The organism is Rhizobium sp. Root1203 (assembly GCF_001424945.1).
In the GTDB taxonomy this organism is placed as follows: domain Bacteria; phylum Pseudomonadota; class Alphaproteobacteria; order Rhizobiales; family Rhizobiaceae; genus Rhizobium.
Window position 1 is genome coordinate 57212 of the sequence record NZ_LMCW01000007.1, and the last position, 20477, is coordinate 77688.

Annotated in this window: 22 protein-coding genes; 16 read left to right on the forward strand and 6 right to left on the reverse strand. The window is 57.8% G+C overall.

Annotated elements, in window-relative coordinates; all coding sequences use genetic code 11:
- Nucleotides 1–20 precede the first annotated feature (20 nt).
- Entirely contained in the window at nt 21–1223 is a 1203-nt protein-coding gene (locus ASC97_RS07600; protein ID WP_057467746.1) for a 2-aminoethylphosphonate--pyruvate transaminase, read from the reverse strand.
- 227 nt (nt 1224–1450) lie between these two features.
- On the opposite strand from ASC97_RS07600, the gene ASC97_RS07605 reads away from it, so the two are divergent.
- A complete protein-coding gene (locus tag ASC97_RS07605; protein WP_057467747.1) occupies nt 1451–2323 on the forward strand; it encodes a LysR substrate-binding domain-containing protein in 873 nt (290 codons plus the stop codon).
- Nucleotides 2324–2368: 45 nt separating this feature from the next.
- Here the strand turns inward: ASC97_RS07605 and ASC97_RS07610 are convergent, their stop codons facing one another.
- The gene (locus ASC97_RS07610) at nt 2369–3397 is read right to left on the reverse strand and encodes a glycosyltransferase family 2 protein (RefSeq protein ID WP_057467748.1); all 1029 of its coding nucleotides are present in this window, start codon (nt 3395–3397) and stop codon (nt 2369–2371) included.
- A 560-nt stretch (nt 3398–3957) separates the two neighbouring features.
- Between ASC97_RS07610 and ASC97_RS07615 the strand changes: the two genes are divergently transcribed.
- The 4 genes from ASC97_RS07615 to ASC97_RS07630 all read left to right on the forward strand — a co-directional run bounded on the left by ASC97_RS07615 (nt 3958) and on the right by ASC97_RS07630 (nt 8461).
- Nucleotides 3958–5925, forward strand: a complete 1968-nt coding sequence (locus ASC97_RS07615; protein WP_057467749.1) for a hydrolase — start codon at nt 3958–3960, stop codon at nt 5923–5925.
- Nucleotides 5926–6347: 422 nt separating this feature from the next.
- Nucleotides 6348–7376, forward strand: a complete 1029-nt coding sequence (locus ASC97_RS07620; RefSeq protein WP_057467750.1) for a sterol desaturase family protein — start codon at nt 6348–6350, stop codon at nt 7374–7376.
- A 152-nt stretch (nt 7377–7528) separates the two neighbouring features.
- Complete coding sequence (locus tag ASC97_RS07625) at nt 7529–7933, forward strand: hypothetical protein (RefSeq protein ID WP_057467751.1); 405 nt, start codon at nt 7529–7531, stop codon at nt 7931–7933.
- Nucleotides 7934–8164: 231 nt separating this feature from the next.
- Nucleotides 8165–8461 carry a hypothetical protein gene (locus ASC97_RS07630; protein ID WP_244481404.1) on the forward strand — a complete coding sequence of 99 codons (297 nt, stop codon included), beginning with the start codon at nt 8165–8167 and terminating at the stop codon, nt 8459–8461.
- A gap of 49 nt (nt 8462–8510) precedes the next feature.
- Here ASC97_RS07630 and ASC97_RS07635 read toward each other — a convergent pair whose 3' ends face one another.
- Nucleotides 8511–9632 carry an HPP family protein gene (locus tag ASC97_RS07635; RefSeq protein WP_057467753.1) on the reverse strand — a complete coding sequence of 374 codons (1122 nt, stop codon included), beginning with the start codon at nt 9630–9632 and terminating at the stop codon, nt 8511–8513.
- 40 nt (nt 9633–9672) lie between these two features.
- Nucleotides 9673–10578, reverse strand: a complete 906-nt coding sequence (locus tag ASC97_RS07640; protein ID WP_057467754.1) for a LysR family transcriptional regulator — start codon at nt 10576–10578, stop codon at nt 9673–9675.
- Nucleotides 10579–10736: 158 nt separating this feature from the next.
- Here ASC97_RS07640 and ASC97_RS07645 point away from each other — a divergent pair, with 158 nt between their 5' ends.
- From ASC97_RS07645 to ASC97_RS07690, 10 genes are all read left to right on the forward strand, one after another.
- Complete coding sequence (locus tag ASC97_RS07645; RefSeq protein ID WP_057467755.1) at nt 10737–11438, forward strand: RNA polymerase sigma factor; 702 nt, start codon at nt 10737–10739, stop codon at nt 11436–11438.
- Nucleotides 11439–11525: 87 nt separating this feature from the next.
- Nucleotides 11526–12047, forward strand: a complete 522-nt coding sequence (locus ASC97_RS07650; protein WP_057467756.1) for a DUF4142 domain-containing protein — start codon at nt 11526–11528, stop codon at nt 12045–12047.
- A gap of 8 nt (nt 12048–12055) precedes the next feature.
- Nucleotides 12056–12376, forward strand: coding sequence for an amicyanin (locus ASC97_RS07655; RefSeq protein WP_244481405.1), 321 nt, complete (start codon nt 12056–12058; stop codon nt 12374–12376).
- A 290-nt stretch (nt 12377–12666) separates the two neighbouring features.
- On the forward strand, nt 12667–13122 hold the full coding sequence (cueR, locus tag ASC97_RS07660; protein ID WP_057467757.1) for a Cu(I)-responsive transcriptional regulator: 456 nt from the start codon (nt 12667–12669) through the stop codon (nt 13120–13122).
- Nucleotides 13123–13304: 182 nt separating this feature from the next.
- On the forward strand, nt 13305–13682 hold the full coding sequence (locus ASC97_RS07665; RefSeq protein ID WP_057467758.1) for a hypothetical protein: 378 nt from the start codon (nt 13305–13307) through the stop codon (nt 13680–13682).
- A 93-nt stretch (nt 13683–13775) separates the two neighbouring features.
- Nucleotides 13776–14000 carry a hypothetical protein gene (locus tag ASC97_RS07670; RefSeq protein WP_057467759.1) on the forward strand — a complete coding sequence of 75 codons (225 nt, stop codon included), beginning with the start codon at nt 13776–13778 and terminating at the stop codon, nt 13998–14000.
- Nucleotides 13997–15454, forward strand: coding sequence for a TolC family protein (locus ASC97_RS07675; RefSeq protein WP_057467760.1), 1458 nt, complete (start codon nt 13997–13999; stop codon nt 15452–15454). The genes ASC97_RS07670 and ASC97_RS07675 overlap by 4 nt, the downstream gene beginning before the upstream one ends.
- Before the next feature lie 10 nt (nt 15455–15464).
- Nucleotides 15465–16811 carry a multicopper oxidase family protein gene (locus ASC97_RS07680; protein ID WP_057467761.1) on the forward strand — a complete coding sequence of 449 codons (1347 nt, stop codon included), beginning with the start codon at nt 15465–15467 and terminating at the stop codon, nt 16809–16811.
- Between the two features lie 35 nt (nt 16812–16846).
- Nucleotides 16847–17326, forward strand: coding sequence for a cupredoxin domain-containing protein (locus ASC97_RS07685; protein ID WP_057467762.1), 480 nt, complete (start codon nt 16847–16849; stop codon nt 17324–17326).
- Between the two features lie 21 nt (nt 17327–17347).
- Nucleotides 17348–17632 carry a copper-binding protein gene (locus ASC97_RS07690; RefSeq protein WP_057467763.1) on the forward strand — a complete coding sequence of 95 codons (285 nt, stop codon included), beginning with the start codon at nt 17348–17350 and terminating at the stop codon, nt 17630–17632.
- 310 nt (nt 17633–17942) lie between these two features.
- Here the strand turns inward: ASC97_RS07690 and ASC97_RS07695 are convergent, their stop codons facing one another.
- Entirely contained in the window at nt 17943–19271 is a 1329-nt protein-coding gene (locus tag ASC97_RS07695; protein WP_057467764.1) for an LLM class flavin-dependent oxidoreductase, read from the reverse strand.
- Between the two features lie 489 nt (nt 19272–19760).
- Between ASC97_RS07695 and ASC97_RS35065 the strand changes: the two genes are divergently transcribed.
- The gene (locus ASC97_RS35065; protein WP_057467765.1) at nt 19761–20051 is read left to right on the forward strand and encodes a hypothetical protein; all 291 of its coding nucleotides are present in this window, start codon (nt 19761–19763) and stop codon (nt 20049–20051) included.
- Between the two features lie 234 nt (nt 20052–20285).
- Here ASC97_RS35065 and ASC97_RS07705 read toward each other — a convergent pair whose 3' ends face one another.
- Nucleotides 20286–20465, reverse strand: coding sequence for a hypothetical protein (locus tag ASC97_RS07705; protein WP_057467766.1), 180 nt, complete (start codon nt 20463–20465; stop codon nt 20286–20288).
- Between the last annotated feature and the right edge of the window lie 12 nt (nt 20466–20477).

The window sequence follows — 20477 nt, forward strand, 5'->3', positions numbered from 1 at the left end:
CCTCCGGGAGCATTGATTGTTCAGGCGGCGAGACGGTTGCGTTCGGCAAGTGCTATTTCGGGCGGTGCGGCGTCATCGACGCCCATCTCGGCAAGCGAAGTCTGCGCGGCGGCAACGACACGGCGCATGACATGCTCGTCCATCCGGCCTATGCAGCCGACGCGGAAACTGTCGACTACCGTCAATTTGCCCGGATAGATGATGAAGCCCTTTTGTTTCATCAGTTCGTAGAAGGTCTCGAACTGGAATTTCGCGTGGGCGGGACTGAAGAACGTCACGATGATGGGTGAGAGCCAGCTGTCACCCAGCAGCGTCTCGAAACCCGCTTCCCTCATCCCTGCGACCATGACGTCGCGATTGCGCGCATACCGCTGTCCCCGACCTGCGACACCGCCTTCCGCGCGATGTATGCGCAATGCCTCGATGAAAGCCGCCACGACATGGGTGGGCGGCGTAAAGCGCCACTGTCCGGTCTTGTTCATGGCGTCCCATTGGGCATGGACGTCAAGGCACAGCGAATGGCTGCGGCCTTTTGCGGCCTCCAGTTCGCTCCTGCGCGCGATGATGAAGCCAAAGCCCGGAACGCCCTCGATGCACTTGTTGGCAGAGGACACGATCGCTTCATACCGGAAATCGGCAATCCCGGCTGGCACGGCTCCAAATGCGCTCATCGAGTCAACCAGAAGCTTGCGACCCCGGGAATATACGGCGTCCGATATTTCCTTCAGCGGATTGAGAATGCCGGAGCTCGTTTCGCAGTGGACGACGACGACGTGCGTAATGCTCGCATCGGCATCGAGAGCGGCTGCAACCTCTGCTCCCCTTGGCGGCATGTAGTCGCCTTTGTCGATCGTGACGTGGTTGCGGCCGAGATAGCCAAGCGTCTGCGCGATGCGCTTTCCATACGCGCCGTTCATCAGCACAAGCGCTTTCCCGTCTCTTGGGACGAAGCTGCCGAGCAGAGCTTCCACCGAAAACGATCCGCTGCCTTGCATCGGCACGCAGTCGAACTCACCTTGCTTGTCGCCCGCGATGTCGAGCAGTTCACGACGCAGCTCGGCCGTCATGGCACGGAAGTCGCCGTCCCATGAGCCCCAGTCGCGCAGCATCGCTTCCTTGACTTCGTAAGCGGTTGTCAGCGGCCCCGGCGTCAGCAGATAGGGTTCGCCAAGCCTCGGTGCTTCCAATGGTTCCGGCCTGGAGTTCATATTTTCGATCGGCATGTCCCGTCCTCGCATTCGAGTTTCTGCAAGGACAATGCGACCAAAGCGATATATATGTAAAATCGTTCTTTTGTATAAAACAATAAGCTGAACTTATATTGAAACAGGAGTATGATGCGGCAGCCAAGTCAAAAAGACGACCGAACTTCCAGCCGCTCTATTTACATAAATCAAATCGTTCGTTTTGATTGTTTCAGTGGCTGAGCTTATCACAGGGGAACCAAGACATGCGTTACGTGCAGCTGCGCGCCTTTCACAATGTGGCGATCCACGGAGGGTTCTCTCGTGCAGCGGAAGCTCTCTTCCTGACACAGCCGGCCATTTCGGACCAGGTACGCAAGCTCGAGGAAGAGTATGACGTACTGCTCTTCAACCGGACCAAGAAGCAGGTGACCCTCACCCATGCGGGCCAGCAACTCCTTGAAGTGACGCGGCGCATGTTCGATACCGAGCAGCAGGCACTTGACCTTCTGTCGGAGTCACGCGCACTTCGCTCGGGCAAACTGCGCATCGTTGCTGATGCTGCTCATCACCTGCTTCATATCCTCGCGGTCTTTCGCAAGACCTATCCAAACGTTCAGATTTCGGTCGATGCCGGCAATACCGAAACCGTCATCACAAGCCTCCACTCCTATGATGCCGATATCGGCGTCCTGGGCGAGATCCCACAAGGCGGCGACTTCGACGTCCTCAAACTCAATTCAACGCCTATCATCGCCTTTGCGAGCCACGACTACCCCCTGGCGTCGGCCGGAAGGGTGACGTTTGACGAACTGGCAAAACACCCGCTCGTTCTGCGCGAACAGGGTTCGAAGACACGACAGAAGCTGGAGGCCATGGCCTCCGAACGCGGTGTTGTGCTGACCCCGCGCATCGAGGCAAAGGGACGTGAGGCCGTCCGGGAGATCGTCGCATCCGGCGGCGGCGTGGGGTTCGTATCGTCGGCCGAATTCGGGCAGGACAGCCGTCTCGTGCCAATTCAAATCGACGGTCCGGAAATGCTGATGGACGAGGCCCTCATATGCCTGCGAGAGCGAAGCGGAGGAAAGCTTGTCAGGGCATTCTTCGAAATCGCCCGCTCGGTTTCCGCGGTTTCCTAGTCGGACACGTGAGGGACCTGAGATCGCACCCAGGTCCGAGACCGATCATTGTGGAACTGAAAGCGATTGTTTCAATCGCTTCCGGACCCTCTGGAACTGTGCCGGGTCCAGTCGGAACCTTGCCAGTCGCTGGCGCCCGGTGTCAGGCAAAACGATCAAGCCGAGCGTAAACGCGACGTGCATAATTCTTCGAAGGACGCCTTGATGTTCCCGCTTCACAGCCGAGAGATAAGAAGAAGCCAGCCCCCAATCGGGGCGCCTGCCGGAGGCCACGACACCGAGCATTCTCATTTCCAGGACATAGCCATAATCGTCGCGAAGCGTCATCTCATAGCGCAGGCCGCGGGCATCGATCAGCTTTACCAGATGCCGGAGCCGCCCCTGAAATCGGTCTACATATCCGTTCATTCGTTCCCGGGTTAGCGTCGAAAACGACGAAAGGTTCGCATTGTGGATCCGATATTTCCCCAGCGGCCTAGCTATCGAAACAACATTGCCGACAAAGGGAGCCAGCAGGTACGGCACGCCGTCAATTGCCCGCTCGTAGCTGAGGTCGCCGAGATTCTCGTAGACGTCACGACGATAGACATTACCGGAGGTCGGCGGCGTATTGTAGTAACCGCGGCGATGTATTGATTGGATCAGGGATAGCGAGCTTTCCGACGCCGCCAACTGTGGGAAGGCATCGCCGATGGGATTTCCCGTGTGGTCGATCGGCAGCAGCATAAATTGAACCTTCGACACATCTGGCCGCAGATGTGTCGCAATGTGCTGTAGCGCATCGGGCAAAAGGATATCGTCGGCATCCAGGAAGTGGACGAAATCGCCCTTCGACAACGAGAACCCCGTGAGCGAACATCCCAAGGCACCTCGATTTTCGGTCCGAAGAGCGATGATCCTGTCCTGGTATTCCTGAATTCGCTGCCAGGATCCATCCGTCGAACCGTCATCGACGACGATGACCTCAAGGTTCGGATATTTCTGCTGCAGCGCGCTGTCGATGCACTTCCGAATAAACAATTCGTAGTTGAAGCACGTAATTATTATACTGATAAGAGGAGCTTCCGCATGCACTACACACCTCGCATCGTCAATTCACTCCTACGCGCCCTATACCATCCTGCAAATTATCAGTCTACTGTAATACGACGGAATTTCGGCACCGGACAGACATACATCCCTGGGTTTTACTTGAGGATATTTTCCAAAAAGCACTCTTGCTGCTTGGCGGTGGAGGGGAACAGGCAGGCGTTCCCTGGATGGCATTTGCCCCAGCCTCACCCGAAATGGGCGTCAACCCGGCCGCATCAAATTCCCGAATTGTCCATCGACGGGGTATTTTCTGCCTCATATCAACCCATTGAATGCGCTTCTACTTATTTTTTGTTTAGGAGATCGGTAGTATTATCTAGGCGATTAGGTTCCCACTCCGAAATGATAAGAAGATAATCCACCTGATCACGAATAATGTTTCCTGTGCAAGTTACTTGTTTAAGCGAACCATCCTTTTTGTCTTGATGCGTATATTTTTGTGCGATTATATACTGACTGCCATCCGCTCGTGGGATGGCGTATTCTCGTCCAGAAGACGGCGACTTGCTACTGGGATGAATCTAAATGGAGATAGCGTAGGGATGTACAGGCGAAACCTCGATCGTCTCAGAAGGCCGCTGGATGGAATTGGTCTGATTTCCAGCGACGTGTTCGATACCTTGCTACTCCGTCGGCCGCGATCGCACCGCACACGCCTCATGGAGGGAGAGCGGCGTTTTGCGCGTCTTCTGAGAGAGCAAGGGTTTCCCATAGATGCCGAACAGCTGTTTCGGATCCGTTTGCTGGCTGAAGGCTTCGCCTATCGTGCGCTCAATGTCGGAGGTGGCATCGGAGAGGTTCGGCTGAGCGACATAATCGCGCGCCAGTTGGCAATGCTCGGGCTCCCCGCAGATCTGATGCAACAGCGGCTCGGGCTGGAGATGGAAGTCGAGAAGGCATCGCTCTGCGCCAACCGCGCGCTGGCAGATGTCTTGCGCCAACAGCGGCAGGCCGGAATGCGCGTTGTCGCGGTTTCCGACACTGCCCTGCCTGCCGATCGGTTGATGGAGCTTATAGACCACTTTCACGGCACCGGCCTCGTCGACAGGGTTTACTCCAGCGCCGACATCGGCGCCAGCAAGCGCTTCGGCAGCCTGTTTACCGCAGTCCTTTCGGCGGAGAACGTCTCACCCTCAGAGGTGCTTCATATCGGCGACGACAATGTTGCCGACCATATTGTCCCAAGCGCGATGGGCATCCATACCGTGCACCTGCCAAAGGGTCGCATCCGGCACCTTGCCACGCGTGCCGATGGCGCCTGCGCCGAAGCATTCAGAACAGTTCGGCGGCAGTTGTCGTCGCCCAGCAGTTCCGCTTCTGTGACGCATGACGGACGCTCGTTCGGTCGCGAGGTATTCGGACCCATCGTTGCGCAGTTCTGCCTCTATGTGTGGCTGTACGCGTCACAGGCCGAGGCACGGGGCGATTGCGTACTGGCCTTCTGTGCCAGGGGTGGGATTGGCATTCGAGAGGCTTTCGAACGTGTGCTGGCACGGCTTCAGCTCCCGCTTTCCATTCCGCGCGAAAATATCCTCGTTTCAAGATTGGTGGCGGCACGCACTGCCCTGGAAATGCGCAGTTCCACCGTCTTGGACGAACTCGGCAGAGAGTTTGCAACGAATACCTTTGCCGAGGTCGCCTTGGCCTTGGGCGGTGGCGAGTATCACCTTGCGAACGCCTGGCACGAACCCTTTGCCCCTGCGCGCTTCTTCGCAATGCTCGACAGGCCCGACGGGCAACAGGTGGTCGAAGACATCACCCGACAAAATCAACTGTTCAGACGGCATCTCGATGCGTTTTCTGCGCCTGCGGCACGCATCGTCCTCTGCGACACTGGTCTTTACGGAAGCACGCAACGACTTCTGGCAGCGGGGATCCCGGAAAGGAATTTCGAAACCATTCAATTTGCCCGATGCAACTACAAGCGAATGAGCGAGGAGCACTTCCCTGAGGTCAGCGGACTGGTCGTAGAAGAGAACCGGTATAATCCGATGAGGATCGAAACGGTTATCCTTCGATACTGGCACATCATCGAAAGCCTCTTCGAACCTGCTATCCCGTCGGTCCGCCATTTGAATGAAGGCGAAGGTGGCGCCATCGGCAGCAACGCCGGCGACATAAGCTATGGCACGATCGACGCAGCTGCCGGGAACGCCCTGCTTTCGGGCGCACTCGATTACATCGACCGCCTGGGGAACGGCGGCCAGGTGATGAAGGACGCCGACATTGCATGGCCACGCCTGAAGCGGGCGATCACCAACCCCAGCGCTTCTGATATGGGAGTGCTGGGAGTCGGCCCCCGCTCGGTCGACTTTGGCCGCCGGGAAAGCGTCCGTGTGCTGGAGCAGACGGACAACACAGATTTCGCGCGCCGGCTGACATCGATGAAGTCTCAGCTTTGGCGGGAAGGCGCGATCGCCCGCGATTTCCCCCTCCTGAAGTCGGCACTCCTTCCAGCGCTGGAATTTGCCCATATCGTGCGGAGGGTGTCGGCCCACCTGCACTTCTAGGAGAACGTGGGAGGAACACAATGTCGGGGATAGCGCAACGTCAGGACGCTTGGAAGCTTAAATCGCCGCCATGATGAATGTCACCAACCTCAAAGTGGTCTAAAGCAATTCTACCTTTAACTAAGTGTAGAAAAGCATCAATTTCCTTGCGCGAGTCGAACATAGACAACGTTTATTTGACACCTACTTAATGTTGGTGTTATTTCAACATACGGAATTCCAGCAACGATTGCATTAGACTTCTGAATTGGCTCCATTTAGAGCCAGAGTGCAGAAGCGCTTTGCATATATTGCATAGAGACTTGCCGAACGGTTGCAGCCCCGTCTTCGTCGTACGAGACCCGGGCAAATCACCACTGCAGTAGACTGCGTCACCGAGAGACCGCCGCTAATTCGCGAGATCCCAATGTGAGGAAAGCAGAGTGAAGCACCTGGAAACGCTGTACTCCTATTTCATCAGCTTTCCGCAGTTTGCCCTCACCTGGGGGATGTTCTTCGGGGCTGGACTACTGACCTTTGCCTTCCAGCTGTACCGCAATCGTCGTCAGTTCTCGATCAAGGAAATGTTCGTCCACTGCGTTCCGTTCAGCCCGTGGACATCGAAGAGCTTCCACATGGACGTGCTGATATACGTCTACCGGAAATTCACCGACTTTGTTTTCGCCGCCCCCGGTGTCGCCCTCATGGCCTTCGCCGCCGCCTTTACGGATCTGGCTTTGAGACGCCTGTTTGGCGACATGTCTCCTTATCATGTTGGCTACGTGGCGACGGTCATATGCACGATTGGAATTTTCCTCGCCGCGGAACTCGCCGACTATGTTGTTCACTATCTCGAACACAAGGTCCCTGTGCTGTGGGAACTGCACAAAGTCCATCATTCGGCGGACTTCCTCAATCCGCTCACGTCCAAGCGAGGCCATTCGCTTCCACTCCTCTATGGGGGAGCCATGGCCGGAATGATTACCGGCCCGACAGCCGGCGTATTCATGTACGTGTTTGGCATCAGTCTTGTGGAAGCAGTGCTTCTCAAAGCCGTGGCAAGCAAGATTTTTACCGTCTGGACACTCGATCCGCTCAAGCACTCGCATATTCCCGTCAGCCTCGGATGGTTCGACAGCTTCCTCATCAGCCCGCACATGCACCAAATCCACCATAGTAAGCTGCAGCCGCATTGGGACAGGAATTTTGGGACAAATCTCTCGATCTTCGATTGGCTTTTCCGAACTGGATATCGACCGGCAAAGGGAGAGCAGGCTGTGTTCGGCATTTCCGGTTACAGCGACAATTCGCTGCAAAAATTCAATACAATCAAGGGCGCATTTATCACACCCATGGTGAGGAGCGGCAGAGTTCTCTTGAAGCTGGTCCGGCCCGTCCCAAACGGTTCGGTCGACGTATCGTCCGAACCGACGGAATCGAGTAATGTAGGACGCAGCGCGCCTCCGCTATGACTGGCGAACGCTTCCAGGCAAGATGCGATTTCTGCTTGCACTCGTTCGACAACTGATCCGAATGCAATGCGGGGGCAAAGCCGACAGCAAGGCGCTGCTGAGATGGATGCGACACGTCTGCGCCAGAGAAAACGATCGGCAGGAGCACAGCCATGAGGCAGAAGAACATCCGCGTATACCGAAATCCAGATCGCGGCCAGTCGGTCACGGTGACTTGGGGCGACGGCGGCGAGAACGAGTATCGAGACGCCACTGAAGCAGCGACCGCGCTGGGTTGCTCGCCGGAATGGCTGGAGAAAAATCTCCAAGACGCCTTTCTGGCAAGCATCGGCGTCTCCGAGCTCGATCTATATTGGGACGACAGCGCGACATGGCGAACGGACGACGTCGCCCGGACGTTCAGCCAAGGCGACCGGGTTAACCTGTTCGGCGAAATTACCCATGTCGACACTGATAGGGGTGAGGTCACCGTTCGGATATTGGGCGTGCCGACCTCTGTTACTTTGTCGGACGAGAATGTCGTTCTGCTGGAGCGCGGAGCGCATCGCCAAGGTTAATGCGCGACCTTAGGCCTGCCCGGATCGATACCAGTGATCTTTGCCGTGCAGGATGCTCTGCACTGCTGCGATGCGCTGGCGGCATGGATCCAGCCCTTGTTCGCGGACGCATCGAGCGCCATTTAAGCACTACCAGACGAGATTCACGTCAATAGTCTCCAACCACACAACAACCGACGGCGGCGCTGCGCCACACGCGCGTGCCCGTGCGCGAGACAAAGGATGGAAGCCATGCTTGGAAGAACCTTGAATGAAATGACGCGACGCGAGCGCTCCGACATGATGGTGATGGTGGCAGATGCGCTGGAAGCGGTTGCGGAAGAGGCGGAGGAGCGCGGAGACGTACAATCCGCGCAGAACTCGATGTGTCTTGCGCTGACGGTACGAGGCTGTGCCGTCGATCTTGCAGAGCACGATCTCCGCGCCGCCGAACTTCTACTGGAGCAGGGCATCACCTTTGTCGCAAACATCTCCGAGCGCTTCGAACGCACCACTCGCGAAGAGGTGGAGGCAACTCTGCGCCATTAGACATTTGCTTCCCGCCAGCCTGGACAGACGGGGAGCACATCTGCTCGCCTCATGCCGTTTTGTGCGACGCTCCCGTCGGTAGAAGGCGAGCAACAGCGCTGAGCAGGTCGGTTTGCGAAATGAGCCCCAGGATGCGAGCGTCGCCGTCTGTGACGATAACCGCGTGTGTCCGTCCGTCGGTCAGGACCGGCAGGAGTGAAAGCACATGATCGGTTGGCGCTGCGGTCGCCGGCTGAGCCATCTTCGTGAGACTGTCTCCACTTTCCAGGAGTTCCCTCAACCCAACCGTGCCAACCAGCCTGCCCTCCCGATCCTTAACCGGCAGCGTCCGAATATTGTGTTTGACAAGAAGACGGCGCGCATGGGCCGGAGCCACGGTTTCATCCACGGCGATGACATCACGCGACATGATGTCGGCACAGCTGATGCCGGCATTCGACCGGATTGCCGCCTGCAATTCCACCTGGTGAAGGAGCCTTGCCAGATCGTCCCGGTCGATGTCGAATGTCTCGTCCAGTGTCGCCAGCGCGGCATCCACGTCCTCTTCCCTAAAGCCCACCCGTAACGAGGAGGGCAGATCGGCGGTCTGATGCGTATTCTCCGACACTTTTGACGCGACGTGAGGATAATTTCGCTTTGCAAGCTTGTGGAAAACGAGCCCCAAACCGACAAGAATGCATGAGTTCAAAGCAACGGGCACGAAGGGAAACAGAAACCCCCAGCCCGCGACGACCGGACCGCCGAGAACGGCAGTCAATGCCGCCGCGCCCCCTGGCGGATGAAGGCTTCGCGTAAAGGACATTGCTCCGATGGCAAGCGATACGCCGACGCCGATTGCGATGATCGGGTCATGTATCCAGTATGCGGCGAGGATCCCCATCATGGCGGAGATCGTATTGCCGCCGATGATCGACCACGGTTGGGCCAGCGGACTGGAAGGCACGGCAAAGAGAAGTACAGCCGAAGCGCCCATAGGGGCGACGATCAGTGGAAGATCCGGACCCTGTCCGAACAGGTAGCCGCTGATGACGCCGGTCAATCCAATGCCGACCAACGCGCCAAGGCATGCGATCAAGCGCTCCCTGAGGGTAGCCCCTGCCAGAATCGGTGAGAAGAGTCGCAAGCGTCGGAGACGGGATGTTTCCGCGCGCCCTGGATTGGGAGAAGACATGATTGGAACCAGTAATGGGGTTTCGTTTGAGAGAAAGGCTTCAGGCTGCCATCATACGACGGTCTCGGCCCTTGGTAGCGTTCAACACCTGTTGAAACGCGCTGAATGCGCTCGGAAGGTTGTCTTTTCGATAGACCAGCAACGTCTCGACCAGCCCCACCGAATGGACCGGCGTTTTCGTCGGCCAATGCATCAGATCGAGGACTGATCGCGGCACGACGCCGGCAGCATTCCCCGTTGAAACGCTCGCCATGATCGCATGATAGGAGCCTAGCTCGACGGTCTCGATGGAAGCCGACCTGACGGCCCAGTTTTCGGCGATGCGACGATAGGTACATCCCGGCTCCAGGGCGGCCAGGCTGGCAACCTGAAGATCCGACGCCGACGTGATGGGCGGATGCCCGGCTGGCAGCACGATCAGTAGGTCTTCAACGAAAACTCGCTCTGCCTGCAGCGCCTTGAGATCCATGTCAAAGGACTTGTCGGCCTCCAACAGGTCCTTTGGTGGGCACGCTATCAGCGCGCAATCCAAGGCGTCGGTGAGGACCTCACGCGTGAGGTCTCGCGAAGCACCGAGCTTGAGGCGAAGCGAGACGTCGGGCCACATCTGGTTGAATTGGGAGAGCGCAGCAGGCAAACGGCTTGCAGCCGTGCTTTCCATCGTCCCGACGCGCAACGTTCCGCTCGGCGTCAACATCCCCACCGCCTGTCGCGCCTCCAGCGCGAGCGCCAGCAGCCGATTGGCATATCCGAGAAAACTCGCTCCCTTTGGGGTCAAAGTCATCTTTTTGCCATCGCGACTGAAAAGAGCGACACCAAGATCCTCTTCCAGCTGCTGGATTCTCGTTGTCACATTGGAAGGCGCTCGCCCGACTGCCACGGCCGCCTTGGTGACGCTATGGTCTCGCGCAACCGCGAGGAATATTTCTATTGAAGTAAAGTCCACCAGATAGATCTCGATATGAGAATGATCTTCATCTAACGTTCTCCTTACAAAAATGATTTGAAAAGCTCAAGCGCGCGAATGGCCGCGTGCAACAATATTTGCTGAACGTTGGGAACGCTGCAGCTCCTGCGGCATCTAATCAGCGACTGGAGATCGCGATGAACCCTTTGGGCAGAATAACGACGGCTGCGCCCGCCACCCTGGACTGGTCAAACGACCAGGCGCTTGTCGCAGCGGCTCTTCGCAACGATCCTGATGCGTTTCGCACGATCATGACGCGGTTCAATCAGCGGCTGTTCAGGATCGCAAGGGGGGTCGTGCGCGACGACAGCGTAGCCGAGGACGTGGTCCAGGAATCCTATCTCAAGGCCTTCCAGCATCTTGACGGCTTCCGGGGTGAATCCCGACTTTCCACCTGGCTGCATCGGATTGTCCTGAACGAGGCACTGACCCGGCTCCGCAAGATATCCCGCGTCCTCGAGACGCCTCTTCCATCCGACCTCTCAGGGGCCGAGATATTGCGGTTTCCGCATGGGGCCGTTTCCGATGATCCGGAGAAAGCGATGGCCCAGCGTCAGATTCTGCAATTGGTCGAAGAAGCCACCGATCAGCTTCCCGACAATTTCCGCCTCGTGTTTGTTGCACGAGTGATCGAAGGTCTGTCTGTCGAAGACACCGCTGAACTGCTTGACATCAGGCCCGAGACGGTAAGGACGAGGCTTTATCGTGCCCGCATCCTGTTGCGAAGGCACATCGACGAACGCATCGGACCTGTCCTCCTCGATGCCTTTCCCTTCGCAGGCAAGAGGTGCGCGCGCCTGACGGAGCGCGTCATGGAGAAATTGGGCTTCATGCCGTAATTCTTGGGAACGTCGGGTGGAGACGAGCATCCAAGGAATGTGAGCAACGGGTCCGGCGCATTGCCGCCGGCGAAGAGGAGACATTCCATGATTAACCGCTTGAGCGCGGCATTTGCCGCAATCTGCCTTGTCACGCCGGTCGCATTTGCCGCGGGTGAACCTCCCACAGATCCCCAGATCGCGCACATTGCCTATACGGCAGGCGTGATCGATATCGAAGCCGCAAAACTGGCGCTCGAAAAGTCGAAGAACAAACAGGTGGTCGCCTTCGCGAACGACATGCTGAGGGACCACGAGGCAGTGAACAAGCAAGCGCTGGCTCTCGTAAAGAAGCTCAAGGTGACGCCTGAAGACAACAGTACGAGCCAGTCCCTGTCGGCCGCCGCGACCGAAGAGCGCAAGACGCTGGCTGCGCTCAAGGGGGCCGCCTTCGACAAGGCCTACGTCAACAATGAAGTGGCCTACCACAAGCAGGTCAACGGCGCGTTGGAGACCTTGCTCATTCCCTCTGCCAAGAACGGCGAACTCAAGGATCTCCTGGAGACGGGGTTGAAGCTCTTTCAAGGGCATGAACAGCACGCCGAACACGTCGCAGCGACGCTTAGGTAGACCGCGCTATGATGAAGGCATTTTTTGGCGCAGGCTTTGCGTGCGCGATTTTCGCGGTGGGATGTCTGCCGGCGCAAGCCGCTACGGTCGAGATCACGATCCGTAAACTTTCCTTCGGCCCTGGCACGGTAAACGCGGCCGTCGGGGACAGGATCGTCTGGTCGAACAAGGACGTCATGGATCATACGGCAACGCTTGATGGATCCTTCGACATCCTGATCCCCGCGGGTGGCACAGGAACGCTGCTTCTCACGAAGGCGGGTCCTATCCGATACTACTGCCGGTACCACCCCAACATGGTCGGCACGATAGAGGTCGACGCGAGATAAACCTGCGGCTGCTCCGGATGGTCGCTCCACCCGGAGCACCAAGCGCGGCGCAATGCTCCGTCAGGTCTGCGATCGCTTGAGCAGAACAATCCGTTCTGGCGCAGCTCCCCATTTTAATCAGGTGCACAGTCAGCCCTAAGGGATCAAAGGCTGAGGTCGCATGCAACCCCACGTCGATCGCTCCACACGCTATTGACCTTCCAGTAGGGGGAAGGATTATCAAGTCGATCAGTTCGACGCTTCGACCGCACGGTGAAGGCTCGCCACGCTTGTATTTGGGAGAAACGAACGTGAACATCGGTCAAGCAGCAAGCGCAAGCGGTCTCACTGCGAAAATGATCCGCTACTACGAACAAATGAAGCTGATCATCCCCGCCCACCGGACGGAATCGTCCTATCGCACTTACAGCGACAGCGATGTCAACACGCTGCGGTTTGTGCGTCGCGCAAGAGACCTCGGGTTCTCAGTTGAGCAGATGAAGTCCCTGATTGCCCTTTGGCGCGATCGGTCGCGCGCAAGCGGTGACGTAAAGAGCATCGCGCTGGAGCATATAGCTGAGCTGGAGCGCAAGGCTGCCTCGATTCACGCGATGATACACACGCTTAAGCATCTCGCCACTCATTGCCATGGCGATGAGCGCCCGGATTGCCCGATCATCGATGGGTTCGCAAGCGCAACAGCAACAGACGACGCGCTCCCGCCTATCAATGCTCGTTTTGGGCTTAATGGAATGAAGACGGACTAGCAGACGACAGACGAAAACAAATTTGGTCATCCGGGAAAATATCACGATCGAGGGCCTTGACCTTCCAACGCTTGGAACGCTTACCACCACCAATCATGAACGCGTCCTGCTTCATCAGGACTGAAGTCGCGCAATCGTAAACCCGGGCTGCATTGATGGTGGCCCAAGGGAGCAGAAACGGAATGTACCGAACCGCACTGGGCAAAATGCTCGTTATCGTGCGGCTGGTGATCATCGCATCACTGGCGGGTTCCAGCGTGGCCAGCGCCAGCGCAGCGATGCACGGCCCGGCATATCCGGCAACGACCGCTTCAATGCAAGATCACGATATGGCGGGGATGTCCGCCCACGATCATGCAAGTGGCGATGCGGTCAGCGATGCAGGCGACAACGACAAACGCCTGAAACAGGAATGCTGCAAGGACTTCTGCGGCAACCTGGCAATCATGGCCGAGGACGATGCTGTCGGCGGACGCGTTGTCTCTTCGATCCGCAAGTTCATCGACGACAGGCGCTCCTTCGGAGAAATGCCGCCCCTGCACCTTCCACCGAATATCTGAATTGCGAGATGGCCCATCGCGGGTCGCACCTCGGTTCGTTGACGGCACATACGCCGACAATGTCTCCCCACTTTCTCCTATTCGGAAAAGAACATGAATCCTACCATTTTGGTGGTGGCACTGCCGCTGATTTCCGGCGGTTGCGCATCCACGCTACCTCCTGACGTTCCGACGCCGGACGTCCTCCTCCTGTCTGACGCGCCGCCCATCAACTATCGCACGCCAGTCACCGGATATGTCGATCGCCGGCCGGTCGATCCCAAGCCGTGGAAAAAGCAAAACGATTTGCAGGCTCCGCCCAAGGGAGATGCATCATGACAATCAAGCTCAAGACGGCCGTTCTCCTGCTTCTGCCGATCGGTCTCGGCGGATGTGTTTCTACGGAATATGCAAGGCGTGATGCCGGTTTCGCGACGGTCTCCGACACAGTCGCGGTCGCAGCGACCAAGCAGACCGTGTGGATCCAGAATAAGCAGCAGGCGCAGGCCATCTCGGACAAGGTGAAGGACCTCGTCGCCCGGAAGCCGCTGGACGTGGACACTGCCGTTCAGGTGGCCCTCCTGAACAATCGAGGACTTCAGGCCGCATACGCGTACCTCGGCGACGGCGCCGCAGACGCATGGCAGTCGACGATGCTGATCAACCCAACAGTCGCGCTCGGGCTCACCGGCATCGGCACGCCGGAACTGGAGGCGTGGCGAGCTTTTGAAGGTATGGTTGCGACAAATATTCTGGCGCTGGCGACGCGCAAGAAAAACATCGAGATCGCTGACGACAGATTCCGGCAGGCGCAGCTCGGCGCTGCAGTCGCCACCTTGACGCTGGCTGCCGACACACGCCGTGCATGGATCAATGCTGTTTCTGCATTGGAGAGTGTCGGGCAGCTGCAACGCGCCCAGGCTGCGGCGGACGCTGCATCCGAACTCGCCTCCAAGCTCGGCGAAACCGGCGCGATGGGCAAGGCCTCACAGGCTCGCGAACACGTCTTCTCTGCCGAACTTGCGGCTCAGTCGGCGCGGGCTCGCCTTGCCGCCCGGCTGGCGAAGGAAGAACTCACTCGCCTTATGGGACTTTGGGGCACCTCGGCGGACTACCAGATACAAAACAGCCTCGCGCCTCTCCCCAAGGCGCTGGCGAAGCGGGACACCATCGAGGCCGAGGCGTTGCAAAAGCGCGTCGATCTAGGGGTAAGCAAGCTCGAACTCGCTGCGACCGCCAAGGCCTATGGCCTGACGGACGCGACCAGATACGTGACAGACTTCGAAATCCTCACCGGTTTCGAAACCGAACGAGAGATCGAGGACGAGGAGAAGAAGGTCGGCACCAAGGGCCAGGTCGAACTCGAATTCGTCATTCCGATTTTCGACTCGGGGAAGGCCCGGCTGCGAAAAGCCGAACTCGGCTATATGCGTGCGGCCAACCAGCTCGCGGAGAAGGCCGTCAACGTTCGGTCCGAGGCCCGATCGGCATACGAAGCCTATCGCTCCAACTACGAGATCGCCAAGCATTACCGCAACAGCGTCCTACCGTTGAGAACCAAGATCGAGGAAGAGTCGCTGCTGTCCTACAACGGGATGATCACGAACACGTTCGAGCTGCTCTCCGACACCCGAGACAAGATCAACTCCACCCTGCTCTCCGTCAACGCAAAGCGGGACTTCTGGCTGGCTGAGGCCAACCTCCTGCCGGCGATCTATGGCGGTGGGGCCGGCGAAGCTGCCGGACCAGCCGAGGCCGCCTCGGCTTCGGAAAGCGGCAGCACAGGACATTAAGGATCACGACATGTTCAACAGAAGACAAATCATCGGGGCCAGCGCTGCTCTGCTTTCGACGGCTGCCTGGACAAAGACATCAGCGATGGGACTGCCCGACGCCCCGACCATGGACTCGGCCGACATGCAGCCGCCAATCCGGCCGACCTCGGGTCCTGACTATCAGCCGGTCGTCACCTTGAACGGCTGGACCCTTCCGCATCGAATGAACAATGGAGTCAAGGAGTTTCACCTTGTCGCCGAGCCGGTCGAACGCGAAATGGCCGAGGGCATGACGGCCTATCTCTGGGGCTACAACGGACAATCACCGGGTCCGACCATCGAAGCCGTCGAAGGCGATCGCGTTCGCATTTTCGTGACGAACAAATTGCCGGAACACACGACCATACACTGGCACGGGATGATCCTTCCGTCAGGCATGGATGGCGTGGGCGGGTTGTCGCAGCCACATATCCCGGCCGGCAAGACATTCGTCTACGAGTTCGATCTCGTGAAGTCCGGCACCTTCATGTATCACCCGCATTCGGACGAAATGGTCCAGATGGCGATGGGTATGATGGGGTTCTTCGTGATCCATCCCAAAGATCGCACGTTCATGCCAGTCGACCGAGATTTCGTGTTCCTCCTCAACTCCTACGATATCGACCCCGGCTCCTATGTGCCGCGGATCATGGAGATGACCGACTTCAACATGTGGTGCTGGAACAGCCGGGTCTTCCCGGGCATCAGCCCGCTGGTCGTCTCCAAGAATGACCGCGTCCGCGTCCGCGTCGGCAACCTCACCATGACGAACCATCCGATCCACATGCACGGCTACGACTTCGAGGTGACCTGCACGGACGGGGGATGGGTTCGCCCGGAAGCGCGGTGGCCGGAGGTCAGCATCGACATCCCCGTCGGAGCGATGCGCGCCTACGAGTTCGACGCCAAGTATCCGGGCGACTGGGCCATTCATTGCCACAAGTCGCACCACACCATGAATGCGATGGGTCACGACATCCCGACCTTCATCGGCACGGACAAATCCGCGGTCGCCGAGAAGATCAGGAAGCTTCAACCTGAATACATGCCCATGGGGACAAAGGGCATGGCCGATATGGGCGAAATGGAAATGCCCATTCCCGAGAACACCGTGCCCATGATGACCGGTTGGGGCCCACACGGCCCCATCGAAATGGGAGGCATGTTCTCCGTCGTCAAAATCCGGGATGGCATCTCGGCGGACGATTACTCCGATCCGGGCTGGTACGAAAACCCGCCCGGTACCCAGGCATGGGAGTGGACTGGCGAACTGCCAGACGCAACCATGGCGAAAGACGCCAAGACCCGAATTACGCCGAAGCCACCGAAGGGCTGAGCGTTACAATCTCCCAACTGAACAAGGACATCACTATGAAGACATATGCATTCGCGCTCGTGCTTGCAGCACTTGCCGGTCCCGCGCTCGCCTCGGGCACACATTCTGGCGGCCACGCTGAAAAGATGGCGATCGGCGAGCCCGGCGACAAAGCCAAGGTTACCCAGACCATCCGCGTCATGATGAAAGAGACAGACGACGGCAAGATGCTTTTTACACCTGACGTTATCAAGGTTCGTCGCGACCAGACCGTCAAGATCTCGATCAAGAACGTCGGCACCGTCGATCACGAGTTCGTCCTGGATCAGGAAGACAAGATCATGGAACACAAGGCGGTCATGGAAAAAAACCCGGAAATGGAACATGCCGACCCCAATTCGATCCGGCTCGCACCCGGTGAATCCGGCGATATCGTGTGGAAGTTCACCACCGGCGGCGAGTTCAAGTTCGCGTGCCTCGTCCCCGGTCATTTTGAAGCCGGCATGCATGGCGACGTCACTGTCGCTGGACAGTAACCACTAGGAAGGAATGCACAGATGAAAACCGCAATGACGATTACCGTTTCCGTCATGCTCTCCCTTGGTACGGCACTCGGTGCATTTGCTCAGGAGTTCACCAAGGGCGTGGTCAACAAGGTCGACGCGAAGGCGAAGAAAGTCACCATCAAGCATGAAGATCTGAAAAACCTGGACATGCCCGGCATGACGATGGTTTTCCGAGTGGACGACCCGGCCGTGTTCGACAAGCTGAAAGAGGGCTCGAACGTCGAGTTCGTCGCAGAGCGCGTCAATGGCAAACTCGTCGTAACGCAGGTGAAGTAAGCGCCTTGCCCGGGCTTCCCTGGGGGTCCGGGCAATCCACCTGACGGCGCTGACCGTCAGTTTCCGCCTTCGCTGGCGGTCTATCTGCTGGCCCGAGATCACGACCATGCGCGCCGGCAAGCGATAAGGGGCGAGCAAAGGCGCATGAACCTGTCCCGGTTCTTCTCGCCAACAGTAGTTTCCGACCTCCAGGATGCGAGCGCGAACCTGGACCTCGAACGCCGGAACGCCGCAGTGATGTTCATCGATATCAGAAGACAGAAATTTGCCAAACTGAGCGTCTTGGAATTCTCTGCCGGCCCAGTATTGCTCATTTTGAAAAGAAGCGGTTCGTGGGACGCGGAAGCCCCAGATGCTCGCGCAGGGTCGAGCCCGAATATTCCGTTCGGAAAAGACCGCGGCGCTGCAGCTCTGGCACTAGACGATCAACGACGTCGTCAAGGCCTTGAGGCAAATAGGGAAACACGACGTTGAAGCCGTCCGACCCATCCGTCATAAGCCATTCTGCCATTTCGTCGGCGATGCTCTCGGCGGTCCCGACAAACGCCAGGCCCGAATAGCCACCATAGCGTTGAGCAAGTTGGCGCACGGTCAGACCTTCGTCGCGGGCAAGTTTCAGAACTTGTGACCGTCCGGTTTTGCTTGCGTTTGTTTCTGGGATTTCAGGAAGCGGGCCATCTGGATCGAAGGCCGAAACGTCGTGGCCAAGAGCGATCGAAAGCGATGCGACGCCACTCTCATAATAGACGAGGCTGTCAAGTTTAGCGCGCTTGGCGACGGCTTCCTGAACTGTGTCGCCGATGACGACGAAAGCGGCAGGCAGTATTTTCAAATGGGCAGGATCGCGGCCAATTGCCCCCATACGAACCTTGATGTCGCCATATAGCGCCCTGCCCGCGGCGAGGTCTCGCGGCGAACAGAAGACCACTTCCGCCGTCTCCGCCGCGAGTTGACGTCCGGGTTCGGATTGGCCGGCCTGAACAATGACAGGCCAGCCCTGCGGGGGCCGTGCGATGTTTAGGGGACCGCGCACGCTCAGTTCATCGCCTTTGTGGTCGAGCACATGCATTTTTGATGGATCAAAGAACAGGCCGCTCTCGACGTCGCGCACGAACGCATCATCGGCGAAGCTATCCCAAAGACCGGTTACCACATCATAGAATTCGCGGGCGCGATGATAGCGTTCGCCATGCTCAACATGCGCTTCCAGGCCGAAGTTCAGCGCCGCGTCCGGATTTGCAGTGGTGACGATGTTCCATCCGGCCCGGCCTCCGCTGATATGATCCAGGGAAGCGAAGCGGCGCGCAACATGATAGGGCTCATCGAAGGTGGTGGACGCCGTTGCCACGAGACCGATACGGCTCGTCACGGAGGCGAGCGCCGAAAGCAGCGTAAAGGGCTCGAAAGATGTCACAGTGTGACTACGCTTGAGAGCTTCGACGGGCATGTTGAGGACGGCGAGATGGTCCGCCATGAAGAAGGCATCAAACTTTGCAGCTTCTAGCCGCTCGGCAAACGCCCTCAGATGCTTAAAATTGAAATTGGCATCCGGATAGGAACCTGGATAGCGCCAGGCGCCTGTGTGGAGACTGACGGGCCGCATGAACGCGCCGAGATGCATTCGCCTTTGTGTCGTCATGAAAATCACACTCGCTGAGTAAGGCTATATCTGCTGTTGCCGCCGCGTCGGGATAAACTTAGGACAACTGCGATTTTTTTGAGAGACTGATTCTTCAATTGGCCGAGGACAGGAAAAGATGACAGCAATAACAGCATGTTTCGTCGGCATCGACATCTCCAAAAACAACGCTCGATCTGGCCCTTTTGACGAGGGGTACAGTCTTGCAACTCGGCAACGTACCGCCAACCGAAGCTGCAGAGCACCAATACACCGTGCTGGACGAACCAGTCATGTCCGCATAACCTAGACGAAGCGGCCTCAATGCGCTGGTAGAATCCAAAAAGCCAGCCAAGTCATCATCACCGCCGTCGTGCGAAAACGCATCATTCTCGCAAACGCTCTCATTAGGTAGACAGTGGAAAGAAAAATTGCCTTGATAACAACGGCTACTCTAAGCGCCGGCTCCCATAGGGGAGGAACCTGACGGATGAACCGGGAAGTCAATAGATGATTCAGAAAATAGCAGCGGCGGTCTTGACGGCAGTGCTTGTCGCAAACTGCACAACCGTCTCTGGTTCCTATCCGTCGGAAGGTTACGCGCCCATTCCCGGCAGCATCACCTACGGCGGCCAGCCTCGGACGAAGCTCACGAGGTCGCCCATCGGCTCATCGTTCCCCCATACGTTCATTGATCAGAGGGGGCGAGAAGTCGAGGAGATCTATATCATCCAACCGGATCGGACTCTGCTTATCGCACAGCGACACTATCGGCCATTTTTGGCCTGGAGCAGGGATTGAAGGGCGATGGCGCCCCAGAGTTGATAACCCATACCAGTAGCTCTCCCCATAGATGTGCTTTTGCCTGCGGCGTCCCCATGATTTACTCAACCAATTGACGCGCCACGATGCCTGGACGTTCGGTTGGGAAGCGGAACACGCTGGACGCGAAGGCAGGATCGCGCAGCATTTCCGCAATCTTGTTCACTCCCCCCACAGTTCGCCCCGGCCCGAAATCCCCGCGCCTGATAGACCCTAGTGAATGACCGCTGAGGCGTGCTCGCCCTTGGCTGCTGGCGCTTTGTGCGATTCCGTCACCGACCACGCCGTCACTGCAACCGCGGCAACTGCGACGTACATGAAGGCTCCCTTGAACGGACGAGCAGTCGAAACACAATCCCTTGTCGCTTCCAACGAGTTCGAATTCTTTGTCATCGTATTCCTTCG